The sequence below is a fragment of the Thalassotalea sp. Y01 genome (assembly GCF_012932945.1).
Lineage (GTDB): Bacteria > Pseudomonadota > Gammaproteobacteria > Enterobacterales > Alteromonadaceae > Thalassotalea_A.
The window spans coordinates 36,698-60,418 of the sequence record NZ_JABBXG010000012.1; the positions used below are offsets into that span (position 1 = coordinate 36,698).

At 44.4% G+C, this 23,721-nt stretch carries 24 protein-coding genes; 5 read left to right on the top strand and 19 right to left on the bottom strand.

Translation table 11 applies throughout. The annotated features are described in order from the left end of the window. Window positions 1-61: 61 nt before the first annotated feature. The gene (gene barA, locus HII16_RS15105) at window positions 62-2,881 is read left to right on the top strand and encodes a two-component sensor histidine kinase BarA (protein ID WP_169131424.1); all 2,820 of its coding nucleotides are present in this window, start codon (window positions 62-64) and stop codon (window positions 2,879-2,881) included. Between the two features lie 63 nt (window positions 2,882-2,944). Here the strand turns inward: barA and acpS are convergent, their stop codons facing one another. The 11 genes from acpS to rpoE form a co-directional block, all read right to left on the bottom strand. Next, window positions 2,945-3,325 (bottom strand): holo-ACP synthase, encoded by a 381-nt coding sequence (gene acpS / locus HII16_RS15110; RefSeq protein ID WP_169131426.1) that lies wholly within the window; start codon window positions 3,323-3,325, stop codon window positions 2,945-2,947. A gap of 14 nt (window positions 3,326-3,339) precedes the next feature. Then, a complete protein-coding gene (pdxJ, locus tag HII16_RS15115; protein ID WP_169131428.1) occupies window positions 3,340-4,080 on the bottom strand; it encodes a pyridoxine 5'-phosphate synthase in 741 nt (246 codons plus the stop codon). Continuing rightward, a complete protein-coding gene (recO, locus tag HII16_RS15120) occupies window positions 4,077-4,835 on the bottom strand; it encodes a DNA repair protein RecO (protein ID WP_169131430.1) in 759 nt (252 codons plus the stop codon). Before recO ends, pdxJ begins: the two co-directional genes overlap by 4 nt. A gap of 20 nt (window positions 4,836-4,855) precedes the next feature. After that, window positions 4,856-5,767: a GTPase Era gene (gene era / locus HII16_RS15125; protein WP_169131432.1), complete on the bottom strand. Its 912-nt coding sequence runs from the start codon at window positions 5,765-5,767 to the stop codon at window positions 4,856-4,858. After that, the gene (gene rnc, locus HII16_RS15130) at window positions 5,757-6,422 is read right to left on the bottom strand and encodes a ribonuclease III (protein WP_169131568.1); all 666 of its coding nucleotides are present in this window, start codon (window positions 6,420-6,422) and stop codon (window positions 5,757-5,759) included. The genes era and rnc overlap by 11 nt, the downstream gene beginning before the upstream one ends. 19 nt (window positions 6,423-6,441) lie before the next feature. Beyond that, complete coding sequence (gene lepB, locus HII16_RS15135; RefSeq protein WP_169131434.1) at window positions 6,442-7,362, bottom strand: signal peptidase I; 921 nt, start codon at window positions 7,360-7,362, stop codon at window positions 6,442-6,444. A gap of 6 nt (window positions 7,363-7,368) precedes the next feature. Then, window positions 7,369-9,159, bottom strand: coding sequence for a translation elongation factor 4 (gene lepA, locus HII16_RS15140; RefSeq protein ID WP_135439336.1), 1,791 nt, complete (start codon window positions 9,157-9,159; stop codon window positions 7,369-7,371). Between the two features lie 217 nt (window positions 9,160-9,376). Further along, window positions 9,377-9,880: a SoxR reducing system RseC family protein gene (locus tag HII16_RS15145; protein WP_169131436.1), complete on the bottom strand. Its 504-nt coding sequence runs from the start codon at window positions 9,878-9,880 to the stop codon at window positions 9,377-9,379. Between the two features lie 64 nt (window positions 9,881-9,944). Further along, complete coding sequence (locus HII16_RS15150; protein WP_169131438.1) at window positions 9,945-10,955, bottom strand: MucB/RseB C-terminal domain-containing protein; 1,011 nt, start codon at window positions 10,953-10,955, stop codon at window positions 9,945-9,947. A 3-nt stretch (window positions 10,956-10,958) separates the two neighbouring features. Continuing rightward, window positions 10,959-11,552, bottom strand: a complete 594-nt coding sequence (locus tag HII16_RS15155) for an RseA family anti-sigma factor (protein WP_169131440.1) — start codon at window positions 11,550-11,552, stop codon at window positions 10,959-10,961. Between the two features lie 144 nt (window positions 11,553-11,696). After that, window positions 11,697-12,275 carry an RNA polymerase sigma factor RpoE gene (gene rpoE / locus HII16_RS15160; protein WP_135439331.1) on the bottom strand — a complete coding sequence of 193 codons (579 nt, stop codon included), beginning with the start codon at window positions 12,273-12,275 and terminating at the stop codon, window positions 11,697-11,699. 284 nt (window positions 12,276-12,559) lie between these two features. Between rpoE and nadB the strand changes: the two genes are divergently transcribed. Beyond that, on the top strand, window positions 12,560-14,194 hold the full coding sequence (gene nadB / locus HII16_RS15165; protein WP_169131442.1) for an L-aspartate oxidase: 1,635 nt from the start codon (window positions 12,560-12,562) through the stop codon (window positions 14,192-14,194). A gap of 17 nt (window positions 14,195-14,211) precedes the next feature. Here the strand turns inward: nadB and HII16_RS15170 are convergent, their stop codons facing one another. Together HII16_RS15170 and HII16_RS15175 are read right to left on the bottom strand one after the other, a co-directional pair. After that, the gene (locus HII16_RS15170; RefSeq protein WP_348981433.1) at window positions 14,212-14,748 is read right to left on the bottom strand and encodes a protein YgfX; all 537 of its coding nucleotides are present in this window, start codon (window positions 14,746-14,748) and stop codon (window positions 14,212-14,214) included. Next, entirely contained in the window at window positions 14,681-14,932 is a 252-nt protein-coding gene (locus tag HII16_RS15175; RefSeq protein ID WP_135439326.1) for a succinate dehydrogenase assembly factor 2, read from the bottom strand. Before HII16_RS15175 ends, HII16_RS15170 begins: the two co-directional genes overlap by 68 nt. Before the next feature lie 169 nt (window positions 14,933-15,101). Between HII16_RS15175 and ygfZ the strand changes: the two genes are divergently transcribed. After that, window positions 15,102-16,076, top strand: a complete 975-nt coding sequence (gene ygfZ / locus HII16_RS15180) for a tRNA-modifying protein YgfZ (RefSeq protein WP_169131446.1) — start codon at window positions 15,102-15,104, stop codon at window positions 16,074-16,076. A 26-nt stretch (window positions 16,077-16,102) separates the two neighbouring features. After that, on the top strand, window positions 16,103-16,585 hold the full coding sequence (locus HII16_RS15185; RefSeq protein ID WP_169131448.1) for a peptidylprolyl isomerase: 483 nt from the start codon (window positions 16,103-16,105) through the stop codon (window positions 16,583-16,585). Between the two features lie 182 nt (window positions 16,586-16,767). On the opposite strand, the gene HII16_RS15190 is transcribed toward HII16_RS15185, so the two are convergent. The 6 genes from HII16_RS15190 to HII16_RS15215 form a co-directional block, all read right to left on the bottom strand. Further along, window positions 16,768-17,322, bottom strand: coding sequence for a YqgE/AlgH family protein (locus HII16_RS15190; RefSeq protein WP_135439323.1), 555 nt, complete (start codon window positions 17,320-17,322; stop codon window positions 16,768-16,770). A 172-nt stretch (window positions 17,323-17,494) separates the two neighbouring features. Further along, a complete protein-coding gene (gshB, locus tag HII16_RS15195; RefSeq protein ID WP_169131450.1) occupies window positions 17,495-18,451 on the bottom strand; it encodes a glutathione synthase in 957 nt (318 codons plus the stop codon). 29 nt (window positions 18,452-18,480) lie between these two features. Continuing rightward, entirely contained in the window at window positions 18,481-19,209 is a 729-nt protein-coding gene (rsmE, locus tag HII16_RS15200) for a 16S rRNA (uracil(1498)-N(3))-methyltransferase (protein WP_169131452.1), read from the bottom strand. A gap of 156 nt (window positions 19,210-19,365) precedes the next feature. Then, a complete protein-coding gene (metK, locus tag HII16_RS15205) occupies window positions 19,366-20,556 on the bottom strand; it encodes a methionine adenosyltransferase (protein ID WP_169131454.1) in 1,191 nt (396 codons plus the stop codon). Window positions 20,557-20,832: 276 nt separating this feature from the next. After that, window positions 20,833-21,948, bottom strand: coding sequence for a PilT/PilU family type 4a pilus ATPase (locus HII16_RS15210; protein ID WP_169131456.1), 1,116 nt, complete (start codon window positions 21,946-21,948; stop codon window positions 20,833-20,835). 9 nt (window positions 21,949-21,957) lie between these two features. Then, entirely contained in the window at window positions 21,958-23,001 is a 1,044-nt protein-coding gene (locus HII16_RS15215; protein ID WP_135439318.1) for a type IV pilus twitching motility protein PilT, read from the bottom strand. Between the two features lie 39 nt (window positions 23,002-23,040). Between HII16_RS15215 and HII16_RS15220 the strand changes: the two genes are divergently transcribed. Then, window positions 23,041-23,721: a YggS family pyridoxal phosphate-dependent enzyme gene (locus HII16_RS15220; protein ID WP_169131458.1), complete on the top strand. Its 681-nt coding sequence runs from the start codon at window positions 23,041-23,043 to the stop codon at window positions 23,719-23,721.

Consider the following 23,721-nt stretch of genomic DNA (forward strand, 5'->3'; position numbering starts at 1 on the left):
AACTGTCATTATAGACTCGCAGCTAAAAGTATCAGTTTAACACGTATAGAGTAAAATTATTATGAAAATAACGCTCAGGGATTGGGTTATCCTGTTTACCGTTATTCCTTTGCTTTTTGTCGGCTCCGGGCTTAGTTTATTTTACGCTTGGGACCGTTATGTCACCGTTGATGAACATATCGAAGACAAAGCCGGAGCCTTGGTTGATGTACTGACCATGCAGACCCGTTTGATCATAGAATCAGGCAAGCTGGAAAATTTGCATCCGATCTACCAATACGTGTTATCTCGTCACAGCGGCATCCTTAAAAACTTGGCGATTATCGCCGATGACGACACCGTATTATACAATGCAACACCGACGTTTCACCCTGAAGAACACCTTATGGTGCGTGCCTTTGGCGAACCAGAACCTGGTAATTATCAGAACAGCCGCGTTTATCAAACCCCAAACAGTTATCTCTACTACGTACCTATGGTTAAAGAAGGTTTAGGTGAAGGCCGACTCGACTTTCGCTATAACTACTTGGGCTACGTGGTCTTTGAAGTCAGTAAATTACCATATCAGGCGGAAATGCGAGCCGCCTTTGCATTTTCGTTTGCCGCATTCGTTGTTACCGTACTTATCTCAATTGCCTTTGGGCATAATATCGTTCGCTTTGTATCAAGACCGGTGGAAGAGCTAAACAAAGCCATTCTCAATATTCGCCATGGTGAGGCCGGAACAAAAATTTCCGGCAAGTTCGAGGGGGAAGTCGATCTATTAAGGTTAGGTCTTAATAACCTGTCGCAAACCATGGGTGACTTCCAACGGGACATGGAAATGAACATCGAGTCGTCTACTCGTGAAATGCGACAAAACTTATCGCAATTCGAAACACAAAACGTTCAGCTTGAACTTGCTAAACGTCGCGCGGTTGAAGCGAGCCAAGTAAAGTCTGAGTTTCTTGCCAATATGTCACACGAACTGCGTACCCCATTAAATGGTGTTATTGGTTTCACCAGACAGTTGTATAAAACGCCGCTCGATACCAACCAGCAAGAATTCTTATATACCATTGAAAATTCAGCCAACAACCTATTATCGATCATTAACGATATTCTCGACTTTTCAAAACTCGACTCTGGCAAAATGGCGCTGGAAAAAGTGCCATTTAGTTTTCGTGAAGCCATTGATGAAGCCACGGCATTGTTAGCAGAGTCAGCCAATAACAAGGGCTTAGAATTTTCGATTAATATCAACCCAACCATGCCCAACTCATTGATTGGTGATGCGCTGCGTATTAAGCAGGTACTTATCAACCTGATCAGTAACGCCATCAAGTTTACTGAGCAAGGCCATGTCGCTGTCGATATTGATTATGAGTTGCTTGACGAAGAAGACATTTTTATTACCGCCGACATTCGCGATACCGGTATTGGTATATCTGACAAGCAAGCCGAAACGTTATTTGAGGCGTTTAACCAAGCCGATAAGAGTATCACTCGCCTATATGGTGGTACCGGTTTAGGCTTGGTCATTGCCAAACGGTTGGCCAATGAAATGGACGGTGATATTAACTACATCAGTAAAATTCACCAAGGGTCTACCTTTAAGTTCAGTTTCCACAGTAGCATTAACCAATTGCCGGTTGATGCCATTATCGAGCCGTTTGAGCTTGAGCAAAAACGCATTCTCTTTTACGAGCCGCAGCACAATACCCGCTCAGCGATCAGCCGCCAACTCAAGCATTGGCATATGGATGTTGTTGAAGTCAGTGAAATGTCTCGTTTAGTGGAAATACTGCACGCTCATAAATACGATTATGCTTTGATTGGCACCCAAGTGTCGCCGGTCAATATCGGTGATATTAAGGCGCTAACAGAATCCATTGCCAGCGTTATACCGCGTACCACGTTAGCGATTAACTCTTCATCACTTAAAATGAAAGAGACCTTTATCAAAGCCGGCGCTCGCGACGTGATCAGTAAACCAATAACCTATAAAAACTTACGACGTGCCTTGCTTGGCGTCCCAGACACGGATGTAGAAGCCATCGCCTTAGGTGATAACAACAGCGAAGATTTAACCAATATGAAGGTATTGGCGGTTGATGATAACGAAGCCAACCTTAAACTGTTAATGAGCTTACTTAAACAAAAAGTCAGTGACTTAGATACCGCCACTGATGGCCGTGCGGCACTGGAGCTATGTCGTTTCCATAAATACGACCTGATCCTAATGGATGTACAAATGCCGATTATGGACGGCAGCATGGCGATGGAAAAAATCCGTGATAACACGCTTAATGTGGATACGCCAATCATCGCTGTTACCGCGCACGCCCTGCCTGGTGAAAAAGAAAAATTCATTAAAGATGGCTTTGATAGCTATTTAGCAAAACCCATCGATGAAGGCTTACTCGAACACATCATTTTTGAATACGCACCGACGTTTGCTGCGCCACGTATGGAAAGAACCATGGTTGAGCATGAGCAAGGTATGGTCGATGTTGGGCCAACTTCACCGGTGTTTGATTGGCCATTAGCATTGCAACGCAGTGGTACCAATCCACAATTGGCGCTGGAGATGTTTAAGATGTTGCTCGATTCATTAGAGCAGACCACGGTTGAGTTACGCCACTATATCGACGTCGACGATTTGACCAGTATTGCCAGCTTGATTCACAAGCTAAATGGCGCCTGTTGCTATGTAGGTATTCCGCGACTTGAAAAGGTTGTCAATGATATTGAAACGCAAATTAAGAAAGGGGCGATATTAGCGGATCTAGAGCCGGAGTTTTTTGAGTTGTTTGATCAAATCGAATCGGTCATGACCCATCAACAAGACTTTTTACAAAAAGTCGAAAAGAGTATCGAGTCGCATAAACACAAACCATAACCGCTAAGGTCATAATTTGTGTTGCTTTAGGCTGTATTGGTTTTTATTAGCGTATTCTGCTGCTTAACGGGAAAGTACCACAAACGCCATGGCGTAGTGTTTTTCATCGGACAAACTAATGTGCACTGACGCAACACCCATCTGCATTGCAATTTGCTCAGCGCGACCGGTTAAGTGCAGTGTTGGTTGCCCCGAGTCAAGACTGACAATATCAAAATGCTGAAAGGAAACACCATCGGCAATGCCACGACCAAGGGCTTTCGCCGCCGCTTCTTTACCTGCCCAGCGTTTGGCTAAATAAGGAGCCTTAAAATTAAGAGACAGGTAGCGCTGATATTCACGCTCGGTGAGCACGCGTTTGGCCAGTCGCTCTTGCGCCGCCTCACTCATCGATGCAATGCGTTCAATTTCAACAATGTCATTGCCTATGCCCAGTACTGACACCTGCGTCTCCTTAATTATAGGTTTTGGCTACGAGCTTCAACCATCAAACGTTTCATATCGCGTACCGCTTTGTCCATGCCGTCAATGGCGGCACGGGCAATAATCGCATGACCAATATTTAGCTCAATAATATCTTTTATGGCAGCAATCGGCTTAACGTTAAAGTAATGCAAACCATGTCCTGCATTGACCTTTAAACCCAACGACACGGCGTAATCCACACCTTGCTCAATTTTCGCCAGTTCTGCCATTTGCTCAGCTTCCGTTTCTGCATCTGCATAATGACCGGTGTGAATTTCAATAAAAGGTGCACCACTTTGCTGACAGGCATCAAGTTGCGCGGTATCCGCATCAACAAACAAACTGACGGTAATACCTGCATCCGCTAAACGTTTAACCGCGGCGCTGACTTTATCCAGTTGCCCTGCGACATCTAAGCCACCTTCGGTGGTTAACTCTTCACGTTTTTCTGGTACTAGGCAAACAAACGCAGGTTTAATGCGACAGGCAATGTCGAGCATCTCGTCGGTTACCGCCATTTCCAAGTTCATGCGCGTTTGAATGGTATGCGCCATCACGTCAACATCACGATCACAGATATGACGTCGGTCTTCTCTAAGGTGAATGGTGATACCGTCAGCGCCCGCATGCTCAGCAACAGCCGCGGCATGTGCCGGATCAGGATAGGTTGTACCGCGCGCCTGACGCAAGGTTGCAATATGATCTACATTAACACCTAATAAAATATCGTTCATTTTTTGCCTTTGTTTAAATGACTGGCGAACAAACTGCGACTGTGCAGTGGTTTATCGCCCAATTGTTGATTTAATACTTGTCGCATCAAACGCTTACACGTCAATAATACGTCTGGTTGGGATAAATTACCAAGCCCAATTTGTTGCAAATGTGAGCTGGCATAGCGGGCTTCTTTGCTGTTATCCGCAACCACAAAACCACTTTGTGAGCGGTAATGATAAAATAATTCATTGCCTGATGAATAGCCGGCATCAGGCTGGGCAACATGCCCCTCTGTCGGCACGTCCAGAGCCTCTGCCATCTGCTGTAACTCAGAGAAATCGATGCCCTGCCCTAACTCTTGCAACAAGGTCATTTCAAAACGACGCAATAATGGTTCCATCGCCTGACCATCAGCAAGGGCATTTAGGGTTTGCGCGTAAAGATAGAAAAGTTCGTTAGCGGCTATATTTTCAGGAAGTAAGCGAACCAAAAGCTCATTCAAATAAAAGCCGCTGTATAAATACTCTTGCTGCAGCATTAGGCTTTTTTCAGCGCGCTCTACTTTGGATAAGGTTTTTAGCGATGCATCGCCTTTGAGCTCAAGCTCGAGCGCTGCAAAGGGTTGCAGCTGCCCTGCTTTGGCATTCTTGCCACTGGATGAGGTATAGGCGATGACGCCGATATGGCCATCATTTTCGGTAAACAGATTGAGTAAGCGACTGTTATCGCGATATGGTCTGGAATGCAGCAAATAAGCTCGCTGCAATTGCACTGGCTTACTCCTCATCTAAATTAACCGGAGTAATCGTCCCCGTAGCCCAAGCTACGTAGCGCACGCTCGTCATCAGCCCAACCGGATTTCACTTTAACCCAAGTTTCTAAATAGACTTTTCGCTCGAATAGCTCTTCCATGTCACGGCGTGCTTCACGACCAATAACTTTCATCTTTTCGCCTTTGTTACCGATGACCATACGCTTTTGTGAATTGCGCTCAACCAAAACTAGGGCGTTGATATGCAATATGCCTTTTTCATCGGAACGAAACTGCTCTATTTCAACGGTGGTTGAATACGGTAATTCATCACCGGTAAATCGCATCAGCTTTTCACGCAGAATTTCTGACGCCATAAAACGAGACGAACGATCGGTAATGTAATCTTCTGGGAACCAAAAATCACTTTGCGGTAAGCTTTCCAGACAAATCTCGCGAATGCGACCAACTTTATCACCTTTGGTGGCACTGATTGGTACAATTTCTTGAAAGTCATAGCGAGCTGCGAGCTGTTGCAGATGAGGTAATAACTCTTCCTTATCCTGAACATTATCGACTTTATTTACGGCAAGAATGGTCGGGCGCTTTGACTGCTGAATTTTGCCCAGCACCATTTCATCGTCATCAGTCCAATTCGTGCCTTCGACCATAAAGATGATCAATTCAACTTCGGCAATTGAACTTGATGCCGCACGATTCATTAAGCGGTTAATGGCGCGCTTTTCTTCTTGGTGTAAACCTGGGGTGTCTACCAATACCGCCTGACGATTGCCTTCGGTAAGGATACCTAGAATGCGATGACGGGTAGTTTGCGGTTTACGCGAGGTAATACTCACTTTCTGCCCTAACATGGCATTAAGTAGTGTTGATTTACCTACATTTGGTCGGCCGACAATTGCCACCAGACCACAGTAATTTTCATTATTTGACATTCAACTGCTCCAGCGCCTGCTCTGCGGCGGCCTGTTCAGCCTTACGGCGAGATGTGCCTTTGGTAATAATAGCATTTTTGATCGACTCGACCTGACAACTGACCGTGAACTGCTGATTATGAGCTTGACCACTGGTGTCGATAACGTCGTATTTAGGCAACGCCAACTTTCGTCCTTGTAGGTATTCTTGCAAGCGTGTTTTCGGATCTTTTTGCGATTGTCCCGGACTAATTTGTGCCAGCCTTGGTGTAAACCAACTGAGCACTAAATCGCGGCAAGTGTCCATATCAGAATCAAGGAACACTGCGCCGATAATGGCTTCTATGGCGTCCTCGAGTATCGAGTCACGGCGAAAACCACCGCTTTTTAGCTCGCCTGGACCAAGCACCAAACTTTCACCTAACTCAAAGTCACGGCCAAGTTCTGCCAAGGTTACGCCTCGCACTAACGTTGAGCGCATACGAGTCAATTCACCTTCCGATGCTTGCGGAAATTGATCGAATAATGCTCTGGCGATGATATAGCCTAAAATAGAGTCACCAAGAAATTCCAGACGTTCATTGTTGTCGCCTTTGGCGCTGCGATGCGTCAGGGCCGTGACCAGTAACTTTTGGTCATTAAACTGGTAACCTAGTTTTTTCTGCAGTTGCTGCATTAACAATGATTTGCTCAAGTTATTCAATACCGCCAATTCGAGAAAAACGAACGCCAGTTGGGATCCATGTCGGCAAGAAATCACTTTCATTGCGTTCAAAGTCAAAGCTCATCCAGATTGCTACCGCTTCACCTACCAGGTTTTCTTCAGGCACAAAGCCCCAGAAACGACCGTCAAGAGAGTTATCGCGATTATCCCCCATAACAAAGTACTCGCCTTCTGGTACCAGCCATTCACCTTTATTGCGGCCCGGCTGATTGAAAAAGCGCATGGTTTGCGCCGGCGTGTTGTTGTTGATCAAAATCTCATGGGTTTTCTCACCCATGCGCGACTCATAACGAGTCAGTGCCATACCGTTGTGGAAGTATTCACCGGTTTGTTTAAAGTCAGTTAAAACCTGCGTCATTTTCGGGCATGGTTGGCTTTTATCAACACACTTTGGCTGAATATATAGCGATTTGTTTTTGTAAATGATGCGGTCGCCTGGCAAACCGATAACACGCTTGATGTAATCTATTTGTGGCTGCATTGGGTATTTGAATACCACAACGTCTCCGCGCTCTGGTGCGCCCATTTCGACGAATTTATTTCTGGCGATTGGATCACGCAAACCATACGTGTGCTTATTAACCAGAATAAAGTCGCCATCCAATAACGTTGGCATCATCGAACCCGATGGAATTTGGAACGGTTCCCACAGGAACGAACGCAAAACCAAAACAAAAGCAATAACCGGAAATACCTGTACTGAGGTATCTATCCAAGCATTGGGCGTTAAAATTTTATCAACGGCAGCCTGATCTAAAGGCTGTGCGCACTGCTGCTGTGTCGCTTTGAGATTTTCTTTGCGTTTAGGTGCATATAGCATTTTGTCCAACACGTAGACAAAACCGGTGATCATTGTCACCAGCACCAACAAAATTGAAAAATAGGCTGCCATATTGTTTTATTTCCCTAATTTTAATACTGCCAGAAACGCTTCTTGAGGTACTTCAACGTTACCTACTTGCTTCATGCGCTTCTTACCTTCTTTTTGCTTTTGCAACAATTTCTTCTTACGAGAAACGTCACCACCGTAACATTTTGCAATAACGTTTTTACGCAGTTGCTTGACCGTAGTTCTGGCAATAACGTTGTTACCAATTGCTGCTTGAATTGCGATATCAAACATTTGACGGTGAATCAGCTCTTTCAACTTGTCCACCAACTCACGACCTCGTGATACCGAATTGGTACGGTGAGTAATCATAGCTAATGCGTCAACGCGATCGCCATTGATTAGAATATCGCAACGCACCATGTCTGATGCTTGGAAGCGAACAAAGCTGTAATCCAACGATGCGTAACCACGACTGGTAGACTTCAATTTGTCGAAAAAGTCCATAACCACTTCGGCCATTGGCAATTCGTATTTAACGGAAACCTGATTGCCATGATAAGTCAGGTTCTTTTGCACACCACGCTTCTCAACACACAAGGTAATAACATTACCAAGGTGCTCCTGTGGTACCAAAATATTGGCCTCAACAATTGGCTCACGAATTTCATCGATGTTATTAACCGCAGGTAAATCACCAGGGTTATCTATGGTCAATACCTGACCATCTGTGGTCAAAATCTCATAGTTTACCGTTGGTGCTGTGGTGATAAGGTCAAGGTCGTATTCACGCGCCAAGCGTTCTTGAATAATTTCCATGTGCAACATGCCAAGGAAACCACAACGGAAACCAAAACCAAGGGCACCTGAACTTTCTGGTTCAAAGAATAATGACGCATCATTCAGACTTAACTTGTTTAACGCATCACGAAAATTTTCAAAATCATCAGAACTTATCGGGAAAATACCGGCGTATACTTGCGGCTTAACGGTTTGGAAACCCGGTAGTTGTTGCTCTGCCGGATGACGCGTTAAAGTCAAGGTATCACCAACCGGTGCGCCATGAATCTCTTTAATACCCGCGATAATAAAACCAACTTCACCGGTTTTTAAAATGCCAGTATCGGTTTGCTTTGGTGTGAAAATTCCGACTTTATCAATGATGTGACTTTGACCCGTCGACATAACGGTCATCTTGTCACCTTTTTTAATTTCACCATTAACAACACGAACCAAGGACACAACGCCTTGATAGTTGTCAAACCAAGAATCGATGATCAGCGCTTGCAGATTGTCTTCGGTCTCGCCAACTGGTGGGGGAATATTGGCAACAATGCTTTCTAGAACTTCTTCAATACCAATACCGGTTTTTGCTGAACATTGCACCGCGCCGGTGGCATCAATACCGATGATATCTTCGATTTCTTCACTGACACGATCAGGATCGGCTTGTGGCAAGTCAATCTTGTTTAGAATCGGAACAACTTCCAAGTCCATTTCGATGGCGGTGTAACAATTGGCAAGAGTTTGCGCTTCGACACCTTGACCCGCATCAACAACCAACAGTGCGCCTTCACAGGCTGCTAATGAACGCGATACTTCGTATGAGAAGTCAACGTGCCCCGGTGTGTCGATAAAGTTAAGTTGATAAGTTTCGCCATCTTTGGCTTTGTAGTCTAAGGTGACACTTTGCGCTTTGATGGTAATTCCACGTTCACGTTCGATATCCATGGAATCAAGAACCTGAGCTTCCATTTCACGATCCGCTAGGCCACCACAAAATTGAATCAAACGATCGGATAACGTTGATTTACCATGGTCAATGTGGGCAATAATTGAAAAGTTGCGTATATGCTTCATTTACATTAATTTTTTCATATTAGCTTTTAAGACCATAATATTTTTAAAGCGTTCGATTTAATCGACAAAAACCATTCCAGAGGTAAGATTTTGTCTCGCTATCGTCTTAAAATAGGTTAATAAATATTCTTAGCGCGAATTTTACATTAATTATCAACAGGGCGCTAATTAAAAGTTTGTAAGTATTTATTGATAAGCAACGCTGGCGAGGCGTTAATTAGATTGATTTATCGCTGTTGGCGGGTTCAATTTTGACCTTTGTGATCAACTTGTCATGACAACGACGCAGTATTTTGGGTTGTAAGTTTTGCTGATTTAATTTGCCACGCTGCTGTCGCCTAGCTAAAGACCAGCCCATATAGGCGCAGCTTAACGCCATCAATAATGCCCATGGCTCAGCCATACCAAGTTGCTCTACCAAATACAGTTGCGCCACGGCAGCACCCAATATCAACGCCATTAAAGGCCATAAGTAGACCACCGCAGCACTGCTGATTAATGATTTTTCATCAAGGGCGATAACCACTTCATCACCGACCTGAAGATCGTTGATATTATGTTCAACGGTAAGCGTCATACGGCGATGAGGAAACGCTTTAGCCACCTGGCCGCTGCCACAATTATCTTGTTGCTGACAGCCATGACAACTCGATTTCACCTGACTTTCAACGTCAGCACGAGCGCCATCAATACGGGTGACAAATGCGGTTTCTTCAATCATTAAGGTTTGTTTAGCCAGTTCGCGTAGTCTTGCAGATGCGCTAGTTTAACATAAAATCCGTGGTTTAATTAAAAACCACCGACTCTGCAATATGCGCTGCTGTTTTCGCAGGGATTTTACCAATCACGGTTATTTCATGGCCTTCGCGTAACAAAGACAATAATACCGTCGCGCCAGTTTGATTTACCGTCGCCGCTCTTGGTTGTTCCGCACTTGGTGTAACGTACACTGAAACATCGACTAAGCCGTCGTTAAACATCATCGCTTGTACGCGCTCACCAATTTTGGCGATGTATCTAATTTGTGAACTGACCTGCTCAAAGCCTTTGGGTAGATAGGTTACCGTCCACGGCAGACTCACATCGGCGCTATTGTCGTTAACCAATTTAGGTAAGCTGATTTCCTGCATTTGCGCGAACAGCTCAGTGGCATCGTCTTTTAGTTGCAAATGGGTAAACTGAATCTGCTCTAAAATCTCAGCATCCTTAGAGACGACCGCAATTTTCAACATTAATCCTGTTTCGGCGTCGAGCCACAGCCAGTAACCAAAGCGATTTTTATCTTTGCTTTCAAGGCGAATTAATTGCGCCTGACGTCCTAGAATGCGACTTTTGCCCACTAAGATAAATCGATAAGTCTGTTGCAATAGGCTGTAATCGGTATACAAAGACGCAGGTATCGGCCCACGAATCGTATTGCTTTGCACCGAATAGGGAACACGATCAGGTTCAAAGTAACTCACCGTTGAGTTATAACGGATTGCCTCTTGTCGAGCACCATTGAGTAAGGTGATCAACTCCAATTGCTCCCCTTCTTTGATGCCGTGCAGCCAACGGTATGGCTCAGCTCGGTTGTTCCGGACAACAACAAATGAGGTATCAAAATTGAGTGTGCGCATCGCTTGATTTAAGCGTTCCATCCACTGCTGAGCAGTGGCTTTGCTTTCTTCGCTAGCGTCGTTATTGGCTTCGTTTTCTGATTCTGAGGTTGCAGGTTGTGGAAGAGAAGGCGCCTGCTCGGCATGCGCGTTGGCGGCCAGTAGCGCCGCCATCAGGAAAATATAAAGTTTTTTCATTAATTAATGGCCAGCGCCTTGCGGATTAACGGTTTGTTGCTGCTCCGCAGTTTCGCTGTTTTGAATTTTTATTTGCAGTTGATGATCATTTAGCAATGACTGCAGCTTTTTGTGATGATCGGCTGCTTGCTGGCGTTGTTGACCAATGCTTGGTTGTGGGTAGTTATAACTCACCGGGTCAGCGACACCACCAATAGGTAATGGTTGCCATACCTGAGTTGGAGTAAGTGGCTTATCATCGCTGGTATTGGCCTGTTGCACACCTAGCACCATCAAACCGGCTGCTGATGCGGCAATAGCCATTTGGCCGACAGGTTTGGCCAATTGAACAACCTTAGCTTTCGCCCACTGTTGTAGGCTTGAGGATTTTTTAGGAGCCAACACTGTAGGCTCGGCAGCAATTGCCATAGCAATGTCATCGGCCAATTCATTGTCGATAAAATCAGCGCTTTCATTGCGCATGATATCACCATACAGCTGATAACGACCGTAGGTCTGCGCCAGTCTATCATCGTGTTTTAATTGATCGAGTGTATCTGTATCGACACTCTGCTCATCAAGTAACGATGATACTGTTTCAAACTTATTATCACTCATACCTATACTCACATATATAGTTGCTTAAATCTTACTGCGTTTTCATTGAAAAGTTAACCAGCAGTTTAGCAACCGTTACCTTTATTGTTATCTGCAAAGGCTATTTTGTCACCTTTGCACGCTAAATTTACACTCATTCGCTAGCTATCTTTGCATTAACGGACGAACTTTCTTATCAATTGCATCTCGAGCTCTGAAGATTCGTGAACGAACCGTGCCCACTGGGCAATCCATAACTTCGGCTATCTCTTCATAGCTCAGACCATCCATTTCCCTTAGATTAATTGCAATGCGCAATTCTTCAGGTAATTGCTCTATGGTCTTAAAAATCATTGATCTGATTTCTTCCGTTAAAAGCAAGCGCTCTGGTGATGCATTTTCTCTTAGGGCATCTCCGCTATCGTAAAATTCGGCTTCCTCTACTTCAACATCGCTGCCTGGTGGTTTGCGACTGCTTGCCATTAAATGGTTTTTAGCCGTATTCACCGCAATGCGATATAACCAAGTATAGAATGCACTGTCGCCCCGGAAGTTTGCTAAGGCACGATAGGCCTTTATAAATGCTTCCTGAGTTACATCAGCCACATCGGCCTGATTCTTTACATAACGCGACACCAGATTCATCACTTTCTGCTGGTATTTTCGAACTAACAGGTTGTAAGCGTTCTTATCACCCTGTTGAACCTGCTCTACCAACATCTGGTCGACATTCTGTTTGCTCATCCGAGCCGTTTCTCCTTACTTCTGACTGGCCAAGCCGTGCAACCTGTTACCCATTATTATTTGCTAACGTTCTGGGTGTGGCCACGGTACTACTTTGCTACTGGCTTTTATCAACTTAGCTTGTTGGCTCATCACAAACACATTGGTTAGGACTGGGCATTTTTGAAAAAGTTCGCTAAAGCTGAAATTTTTTTATTTTCGATGACCTATACTGTGTGTTTTTGCCTTTAGCGCTTAAAGTAAGTTAAAATTGCCTCGATCACAAGTAACGATAATAAAACCGTATGAAACAGCAACATAACTGCGATGTTCTGATAATTGGAAGTGGCGCTGCCGGAATGACTTTGGCATTGAAACTGGCTGCCAGCGCCGATGTCATTTTATTAAGTAAAGGGCCTATTAATGAAGGCTCTACTTTTTATGCCCAAGGCGGTATTGCCGCTGTTTTTGATGAAAACGACTCGATTGAATCCCATGTCGAAGACACTTTGATTGCCGGTAACGGTATTTGTGATCGTGATATCGTCTCTTTTACCGCACAAAATGCTAAGTCGGCAATGGAATGGCTGATTGATCAAGGTGTCGACTTTGATCAACAAACCGATGAGCTAGGACAGGCGCAATATCACCTAACGCGTGAAGGCGGCCATAGCCACCGTCGCATTCTTCATGCGGCAGATGCAACCGGCAAGACAGTACAACTGACACTGGCTGAGCGAGTAAGTAAGCATTCACGTATCCGTGTGTTTGAGCGTTTTAATGCCGTTGATTTGATTCAAAAAACAATTCAGGGCGATCGCCAGTGCATTGGCGCTTATGTGTGGAACCGTAACGCTGAAAAAGTAGAAGCGGTGCATGCGCAAAAGACCATCTTAGCGACAGGTGGTGCGTCTAAGGTGTATCAATACACATCCAATCCAGACATTGCCAGTGGCGATGGTATCGCTATGGCATGGCGTGCAGGATGTCGAGTCGCCAATATGGAATTTAATCAATTCCACCCAACGTGCTTGTTCCATCCACAAGCCGGTACCTATTTACTTACCGAAGCCTTACGTGGCGAAGGCGCTATTTTACGCCGCCCAGACGGCTCTCGTTTTATGCCCGAATTTGATGAGCGTGCCGAACTTGCGCCTCGTGATGTGGTTGCGCGAGCGATTGATTATGAAATGAAACGTCTTGGTGCAGACTGCATGTACCTCGACATCAGTCATAAAGATGAAGACTTTATTAAGTCGCACTTTCCAACCATATATAAACGCACCGAAAAACTTGGCTTTGATATGACCAAACAGCCACTGCCGGTGGTGCCTGCGGCGCATTATACCTGTGGTGGTGTGATGACCGACCGATTTGGCCAAACCGATGTCAGCAATTTATATGCAATTGGTGAAGTCTCATATACCGGTTTGCATGGTGCGAACCGCATGGCCAGTAATTCATTGCTTGAATGTGTGGTATTTGCACGCTCTGCCGCTGAACAAATAAAAAACCAATTGAACGTCAAAGCCAAAATTCACAAAATAAAAGCCTGGGATGAAAGCCGTGTTGCCAACTCTGATGAAGAGGTTGTCATTCAACATAACTGGCACGAACTGCGATTATTTATGTGGGATTATGTCGGCATTGTTCGCACCACAAAACGCTTAGAACGAGCGCTAAATCGAGTCAATTTATTACAAACGGAGATTCACGAATATTATAAGAATTTCCGAGTCAGTAATAATTTGTTAGAGCTGCGTAACTTAGTGCAAGTGGCTGAGCTGATCATCTTAAGCGCGATGGAACGCAAAGAATCGAGAGGTTTGCATTATACCCTCGATTACCCTGAGCAGTGTAGCAAGTCCGGACCAACCATTTTAGCCAGCAGTAATGGTGACATCGCCCAGCCAGCAAAAGTAGACGACGCCAGTAGTTAACGACAATTGCTGTTATTTTACTTGTCTAGTTTGTTTGCAGCTCTCCCTGCGCCAATCACTAAACGACATAAATGCCGATATTCAGCCAGAGATAAAGCATCGCTAAATACATAATAGCGATGCATGGCATGCCCCTTCGACTCGCCAAGAGACGAGGTAGAGGTTATCTGTTGCAACAAAAGTAAGCAGCCATAAGGTAATACTCGACTACCAGGGGCAATGCTAAACTGTTGCTCTAGTTTATGATCTAGTGCGCGTAAATTACCTGAATCATCTGCATAAAAAACACCTTTGAGGCTAGAGCTAGAGACGATATAAAAGCACATGGCGGCGCTGGTTATTGCCACAATAAACGCCATGGCAAATGTGATAGAGAAAGATTGTAACGGCTGACTGGTAGCTAATAAGGCAAAGGTGGTGATAAAAAATCCGCTCATCACCACCGCTATATATCGTCTCGAATTGACCGATTTTTGGAAATTAAGCTTATACTTTAACTCGCTTGAGAATGTGTTGTACCATGGCATTGAGTGCTTCATCCTTGCATTCCTCATGTCCCATAAACCAAGCAAATAACTCAGGATCGTCACATTCAAGTAAACGGTCGAAATCCACTTTTTGCTGGTCGTTTAAATTATCCCAGGCTTCGTCTACAAAAGGTAAAAACAGCACGTCTAGTTCCAACATGCCACGACGACAAGCCCAACGTAATCTTGCTTTGTTATGTGATAAAGACATTGTGCCCCCACTGCGAAGAGAAAAATTGGCGCTATTGTAGCCCTTGCTATGCTTTATGACTACAAATATCACCAACATCCTTGATTTTTATGACTATCGCCCCTATTAATAGCCACAGTAGTTAAACAAAGATAACCAAAGCAAGTTATCATAACCTTAGTATATGCCTATGAATCTTCAATCTCAGCACCCAGCGCTAGAGCAGTTACCCGAAAGTTTCGCCATCGTTGCCGATAATATCTCAGCGATTCGCGTCAGTGGTGATGATGCCAACAGCTATTTGCAAGGCCAACTTACCTGTGACCTTAGTCAGCTTGTTGAAAAACAGCTATTAATCGGTGGTCATTGTGATGCCAAAGGCAAAATGTTTTCAGCATTTAGGCTTATCACCCATAATCAGGATCGTTTAATGATCCAAAGTAAAGGCTGTTTACCAAGCTCATTAACGCAATTGCAAAAGTACGGCGTGTTTGCCAAAGTAGACATTAATGAAGCTGATGATTTAGCGTTTCTGGCACTGGTTGGCCAACAAGGCGTGGCTTTTTTAGAGCAACAGTTTGGCAAAGTACCTGACTCTTTTAACCCAGTCGTTGCTGAGCAAGGCACCAGTATTATCTATATTCCCGGCAGCCTTGACCGCTACCTAATGGTCAGCGATAAAGCGCAACTGAACGATATTGCTAAGCAATGTCAGTTACCGATTTATGATCATACATTGTGGACGGCGATAGAAATTCAGTCTGGTTTTGTCCACTTAAATGAGCTAGCAGCAGGTGACTATGTACCGCAAATGGTCAATCTGCAATTGGTTAATGGCATCAGCTTTTCTAAAGGTTGTTATATGGGCCAAGAAACAGTGGCACGTATGAAATATTTAGGTAAAAATAAACGTGCATTATTTGCTTTGCAAGGCCATATCGACCAAGTTGTAACTATTGCAGATGACGCGATGCTAGAGCTACAAATGGGTGAAAATTGGCGCCGTGGTGGCAATGTTATCAGTCATTATCAAGCAGACAGCGGTGAACTATATATACAAGCGGTACTCGCTAGTGATACCGAGCCAGACGCGGTATTTCGCTTAAAAGAACACACGGATGTCACCTTTAAGCTGATGTCTTTACCTTATTCATTAGCCGAGTAACCGGCATAATTAACATTGGATCTAATATGAAAATTGCAAATAACAAAGTTGTCAACATGCACTACGCGGTTATGGATAAAGATGAAAACCTAATCGATAGCTCGTACGATCACAAACCATTGGCGTTTATCCATGGTTCAGGTTTCCTTATTCCAGGTCTTGAAGGTGCACTAGAAGGCAAGCAAGTTGGTGACAGCTTTATCGTCGATATTGCCGCTGAAGACGCATACGGTGAGCGCCACGACGGTTTAGTACAAACAGTACCTAAAGCGCTATTTGCAAGCATTGACGATCTTGATGTTGGTATGCAATTGCGTGCCCAAACGGACCAAGGCGAACAGACGGTTATCGTTATTGGTATGGACGAAGAAGAAATCACCGTTGATGGTAACCATCCTTTAGCCGGTATGGACTTGAAATTTGATGTTGAAATCATCGAAGTACGTGATGCCAGCGAAGACGAATTAGCGCACGGCCATGTTCATGGTGAAGGCGGTTGTGGCCACTAACGCCATTACTTAGGGCATTGCTTACGTCATCAATGACACCAGATAAACAGCTGAGCGCAGAATAAGTAAAAGGGTTGGTTCATCCGCCACGTTTACAGCGTTACAAAGCGGTTCACATACTAAAAAATCCCGTACAGAGTTACTGTACGGGATTTTTTCATGGGCTATTAATGCATCAGCGGTTAAGCATGGCCGACATCAGTCGATAAATGGCCTAAATCGATACCCAGTTTTTCTGCCGCTTTTTGCCAGCGCAGTTCAACCGGTGTATCAAATAAAATTTCTTTATCTGCCGGTGTAATCAACCAAGAATTGTCTTTAATTTCCTGCTCTAATTGACCAGCGCCCCACCCTGCATAACCTAAGGTCACCAAAAATTGATCCGGTGCACTTTCTGTCCCTAAGGCTTCAAGAATGTCTTTTGAGGTGGTGATCATAATATCTGAGCTCAGTTCCATTGAGCTATTCCAACCGCCTTGACTATTGTGCAATACAAATCCACGATCAGGTGCAACAGGACCACCGGCAAGAACCCGCTGCGTTAATCGGCCAGCGGTGACTTTTTCAGCGTCTATTTGTTTTAACAATTCACTAAGGGTTATGCGCACAGGCACGTTAATAACCAAGCCCATAGCGCCTTGGTCATTGTGTTCACAGATGTAGGTTACTGTCTTGTGAAAATAAGGGTCTTGCATGTTTGGCATGGCAATCAATAGATGGTTTTCCAAACTATCCATGTCCCCTCCTTAAATGCTAGGCATTGTGTTTTGAAATTATCTTATAGAGAGTATGACCGGCTAATATCGATAACAATTCTCTCTGCCTATTAATAAACATGGCGCTAAAAACAGATTTTTTCAAGCTGCCTGTTTTAAGGCAAAACAGGCAAAAAAACACAAACCCTATACGTTACTTGGCGTTAGCGACTATTTCTTCGATTGCATCAAATAATTTACCACTAATATTTATTGGATAGGCCTTTTCAATTTCGCGAATACAGGTTGGGCTGGTGACATTAATTTCAGTGATTTTATCGCCAATAACATCAAGGCCAACAAAATATAAGCCGCGCTTTTTCAATTCTGGGCCTATGGTCTCGGCAATTAATTTATCCGACGCCGACAAAGGTCGAGCTTCGCCACGACCACCCGCGGCAAGATTGCCTCGGGTTTCGCCTTGTGCAGGAATACGCGCTAAACAATACGGCATAGGCTCACCATTAACGATAAGAATACGCTTATCACCATCGACAATCTCTGGCATGTATTCTTGCACCATGGCATACATAGAGCCATGCGCGGTTAAGGTTTCGATAATGACCCCGACATTGGCTTCGCCGTCTTTCATGCGAAAGATTGATGAGCCACCCATGCCATCTAGCGGCTTGATGATCACATCTTTGTGTTGCGCGTGAAAATCGCGAATACGCGTTGCATTGCGAGTGACCAAGGTTTTAGGTGTGAATTCTGCGAACCAAGCAGTAAACAGTTTTTCATTACAGTCGCGCAGACTCTGTGGCTTATTAACGATTAATGTGCCTTGCTCTTCTGCTCGCTCAAGCATATATGTTGCGTAAATAAATTCGGTATCAAATGGCGGATCTTTGCGCATTAAAATCGCGTCCATATCGGCCAGAGCGACATCATCTGTCGACTCAATATCATACCAATGCTTAGCGTCATCAAAGACGGTCACTTTGCTAACACTTGCGCGAGCTTCGCCGTGCAACATATACAAATCCTGCATTTGCATGTAGTACAACTCATGGCCGCGACTTTGTGCTTCCAACATCATCGCCAGACTTGAGTCTTTCGCGACATTAATGTTTTCAATCGGGTCCATAACCACGCCAATTTTTAACGTCATAATAATTCCTAACTAGGGTTGGCTTGTCTTTATAAATCGCCAAACTTGCATTGTAATGCGGTAATCGCGGTAAGAGCCGCGGTTTCCGTTCTTAATACTCTAGGGCCAAGCAAAACATCGGTGAATCCGGCATGTCCTGCGTCACTGATTTCATCATTTGAAAGACCACCTTCCGGACCGATAAGTAACCTTACCGCATCCGCTTGCATAGGTAGTGTCGAGATAGAGTATTGTGCTTTGGGGTGTAGATTTAGTTTCAATTCATCGGTGTTCTCGTTCAGCCATTGTGATAACGGTTGCGCCGGCATCACTTCTGGCACTTGAGCACGACCACTTTGTTCACAAGCACTGATGACAATCTTTTGCCATTGTTGACGCTTTTTCTCAAGGCGTTCGCCACTGAGTTTGACACCACAACGCTCGGTAAACAATGGGGTAATTTGATTGACCCCCAGTTCAACAGACTTTTGTAAGGTAAAGTCCATTCGATCGCCACGAGAAATGCCCTGACCTAAATGAATGCGCAATGGTGACTCATTATCCACGGCAACCGAGTTTTCTATACGGGCAAAAGCCTGCTTTTTACTGACTTGGGTCAGCTTCGCTTGGTAGTCATGACCATCGCCATTAAACAGATAAATAATATCGTCGGTTTTTAAGCGCAGTACCCTGATCACATGGCCAAAAACATCATCGCTAAGGGCGACTTCGCTGCCGGTTGTTAATGCTCCAGGTTGGTAGAATCGATTGTTGCTCACTGAATTGACACTTATTGCTGCTATCTGCCTTACAAGATAGGGGCGATGGATGCAAAAAACAAGAGATAGAGAGGCAAATATATGATTAGATTAAAGACAAAAAAATAAGCCAGATATGAATCTGGCTTATTTAAAACAATGATATATTTTAACGGCTTACTTTAAGCCGGATGCGTCGCGTAATGCATCTGCCTTATCGGTTTTTTCCCAACTAAAGGCGGTGAAGCTGTCATCACCCACCGTCATTTCAAATGGTTCGCGACCAAAATGGCCGTACGCTGCTGTCATTTGATACATCGGATGCAGTAAGTCCAACATTTTGGTAATGCCGTATGGACGCAAGTCAAAATTCTCTCGTACCAATTTAATCAATGTATCTTCATCAACCTTACCTGTGCCGAAGGTTTCAATAGAAATAGAGGTCGGCTCTGCAACACCAATCGCATAAGACACTTGAATCTCACAACGCTCAGCAAGGCCTGATGCAACAATGTTTTTAGCAACATAGCGACCAGCGTAGGCGGCACTGCGATCAACTTTAGATGGATCTTTACCTGAGAAAGCACCACCACCATGACGAGCCATACCACCGTATGTATCAACAATGATTTTACGACCGGTTAAACCACAATCACCTACCGGACCACCAATAACAAAACGTCCTGTTGGGTTGATGAAGTATTTGGTTTGCTTGGTTAATAGCTCAGCTGGTAACACATGCTTAATGATGTTTTCCATTACCGCTTCATACAAATCTTCTTGGCTGATATCAGGGTTATGTTGGGTTGATAATACAACCGCATCAATGGCCACTGGCTTGTTATCTTCATAAACGAACGTTACTTGCGATTTTGCATCTGGGCGCAACCAAGGCAGCACGCCAGATTTGCGCATTTCAGCCTGACGCTCTACCAAACGATGTGAATAATAAAGCGGAGCTGGCATAAGTGATGGCGTTTCGCTGGTTGCATATCCAAACATTAAACCCTGATCACCTGCACCTTGTTGTTCTGGCTTAGCACGATCGACACCTTGCGCAATCTCAGGTGATTGCTGGCCAATCAAGTTCATGATGCCACAGGTTTCACCGTCAAAACCAACATCTGATGAGGTATAACCGATATCGGTAATCACTTTACGGGTGATAGATTCCAAATCAACCCACGCTTCTGTGGTGACTTCGCCAGAAATGATTGCCACACCTGTCTTAACCATGGTCTCACATGCAACGCGAGCGTGCTTATCCTGGGCGATAATCGCATCAAGTACTGCATCAGAAATCTGATCAGCAATTTTATCAGGGTGACCTTCAGATACAGACTCAGAAGTAAAATAATGTTTAGCCATGACGCCTCTTTTTAAAAACTATACTCTCAGCAGGGATAACGTCGTTACGTTTGCCTACTGATAAATGCCTAAATAATAGACAAGGAATTCGAAATTGAGAGAATTTTACCTTGCTTTCTTTCATAAATCTACACTTTTACGTCTAGACGTCTAAACTTTTTCAAGGGGTCAGAACACTTGTTCTCTTTTTCAAGTGTTCTGCCCCCTTGAAATAAGCAAAAGAGCACCCTAAGGTGCTCTGTTAATTACTATATAAAGACCAGTATGGATCAGTGTTTATTCAACGCCGTCCAGTGTTGCGCCTTTTAAGCCACCAATACCAGTTTGATCGTTACTGCGAAGTTTGATCATTAAGCGTAGATCGTTTGGTGAATCGGCGTGATGCAATGCATCGGTGTAACTGATATCACCGGATTCATACAAATCAAACAGCGCCTGATCGAAAGTTTGCATGCCCAATTCACGAGATTTAGTCATTACCTCTTTGATCTGACCGACATCGCCTTTTTTGATTAACTCAGCGATATAAGGTGAGTTCAATAGAATCTCGATAGCAGCGCGGCGACCATGACCGTCACGGGTCGGTACCAACTGCTGGGCGACAATACCGCGTAAATTCAAGGCTAAATCAAACTGTAATTTTTGATGTTGCTCGGCGGGTACCAAGTGCATGATTCGGTCAATTGCTTGGTTGGCATTGTTAGCATGCAGTGTAGCAATACATAAATGGCCGGTTTCAGCAAAGCTTAGTGCATGCTCCATGATTTCTTGCGAGCGAATCTCACCAATCAGAATAACATCTGGCGCTTGACGCAATGAGCTCTTCAAAGCAGCATCAAAGGATTCAGTATCCATGCCGACTTCGCGTTGAGTGATCATTGAACGGGCATGATCATGAACAAATTCCACCGGATCTTCGATGGTTAATATGTGACCACGCGCATTACGGTTACGATAACCAATTAACGACGCCATTGACGTTGACTTACCCGTACCGGTACCACCGACAAACAATACCAAGCCACGTTTTGACATCACCAAGTCTTTCAATACCTGTGGCAAGCCTAGCTTGTCGACATCCGGTATATCGGTAACGATGCGACGAATAACCATGCCCGGCATTTCGCGTTGCCAAAACGCTGAAATACGAAAACGGCCAATGCCATCTACGGCGATAGCGTAGTTACATTCTTTGGTCGCTTCATATTCAGCTTTGTTCTTGTCATTCATCGAGCTTAAGACAAGATCAAGTGCCTCATCATAACTGAGAACCTTTTCATCAATGGCGACTAGCTCGCCATTGATTTTGGCACTGGCAGCAAGGTTTACGGTGATAAATAAATCCGATGCATCTTGGCTGACCATATTGCTTAACAGTTCGTGTAAATACATCTCTCAACCTTAGTAAACTTTAAACTGATTCTTATCAGCTGCTTTTGCCATCGCGTCTTCACGGGTGATCAGGCCACGACTCAATAAGCCTTGTAAACATTGATCCATGGTTTGCATACCATGTGACATGCCGGTTTGAATTGCCGAGTACATTTGCGCAATCTTATCTTCACGAATCAGGTTACGAATCGCTGGGATACCGACCATGATTTCGTGTGCAGCAACACGGCCACCACCGACTTTCTTAATCAGTGTTTGCGAGATTACCGCACGCAATGATTCAGACAACATAGAGCGAACCATGTCTTTTTCTTCACCAGGGAATACATCAACAATACGGTCAATGGTTTTCGGTGCAGAGGTGGTATGCAAGGTACCAAATACTAAGTGACCGGTTTCTGCCGCGGTCATCGCAAGACGAATGGTTTCAAGGTCACGCATCTCACCAACCAGAATAACATCGGGATCTTCACGTAGCGCACTACGCAAAGCGTTGCTAAAGCTTAACGTATCACGGTGCACTTCACGTTGGTTAATTAGACATTGTTTGTTGTCGTGAACGAATTCGATTGGGTCTTCGATTGTTAGAATGTGATCGCGCTTAGATTCGTTGATGTAATCCACCATCGCTGCCAAGGTTGTTGATTTACCCGAACCCGTAGGACCGGTTACCAATACTAAACCACGAGGGTTTTCAGAGATTTGGCGGAAAATATCTGGGCAACCCAACTCATCCAATGATAAAATTTTACTTGGGATGGTACGAAATACAGCAGCAGGGCCTCGGTTCTGATTGAACGCATTTACCCTAAAACGAGCTAGGTTTGGCACTTCAAAGGAGAAATCCACTTCAAGGTTTTCTTCGTATTCTTTGCGCTGACGATCGGTCATGATGTCATACACTAGAGCATTTACATCTTTGTCTTCTAGCGGTGGAATGTTAATCTTACGTACATCGCCATCAACACGAATAGCGGGTGGCATACCGGTGGAAAGGTGTAAATCTGATGCGTTGTGTTCAACACTAAACGCTAAAAGTTCGGTAATATCCATAATATTCCTAATTAATTATTGTTATCCAGAATAAAAACTATGAGTCTAATCGCTGATAATCTGCGCAAGGTTTTGACATCTATTGAGCAGTCATGCTGCCAGTCTAACCGCCAGGTTAATTCTGTAAATTTGTTGGCAGTAAGTAAAACCAAACCTGCTGAAAGCATCGCCGCGGCTTATTATGCGGGGCAACGCCATTTCGGCGAAAACTACGTTCAGGAGCTTGCGAGTAAAGCCGATGAGTTATCCGATTTGGATATCATCTGGCATTTTATCGGTCCTATTCAGAGTAATAAAACTCGTTTGATAGCAGAGCATGCCGATTGGGTGCACTCTATTGACCGAGAAAAAACGGCAAAACGCCTTAACGAACAACGTGATATTAACATTACCCCGCTGCAAGTTTGTTTACAAGTGAATATTAGTGCAGAGGACAGCAAATCGGGTGCAAGTGTCGAACAATTAAACGCCCTTGCCGCTTTTGTCGATTCTTGCCCTAATTTAGTATTGCGCGGCTTAATGTGCATCCCAGCAAAAGGCGATGTTGAGCAAACCAAACAAAGCTTTTTAAAAATGGCTGAGTTATTTGCGCAATTAAAACAAACATATAGCAGTGTCGATACATTATCTATGGGCATGAGCGGTGATATGGATATTGCTGTAGAATGTGGTTCAACTATGGTGCGAGTCGGTACCGCGATATTTGGAAGTAGAGATTAA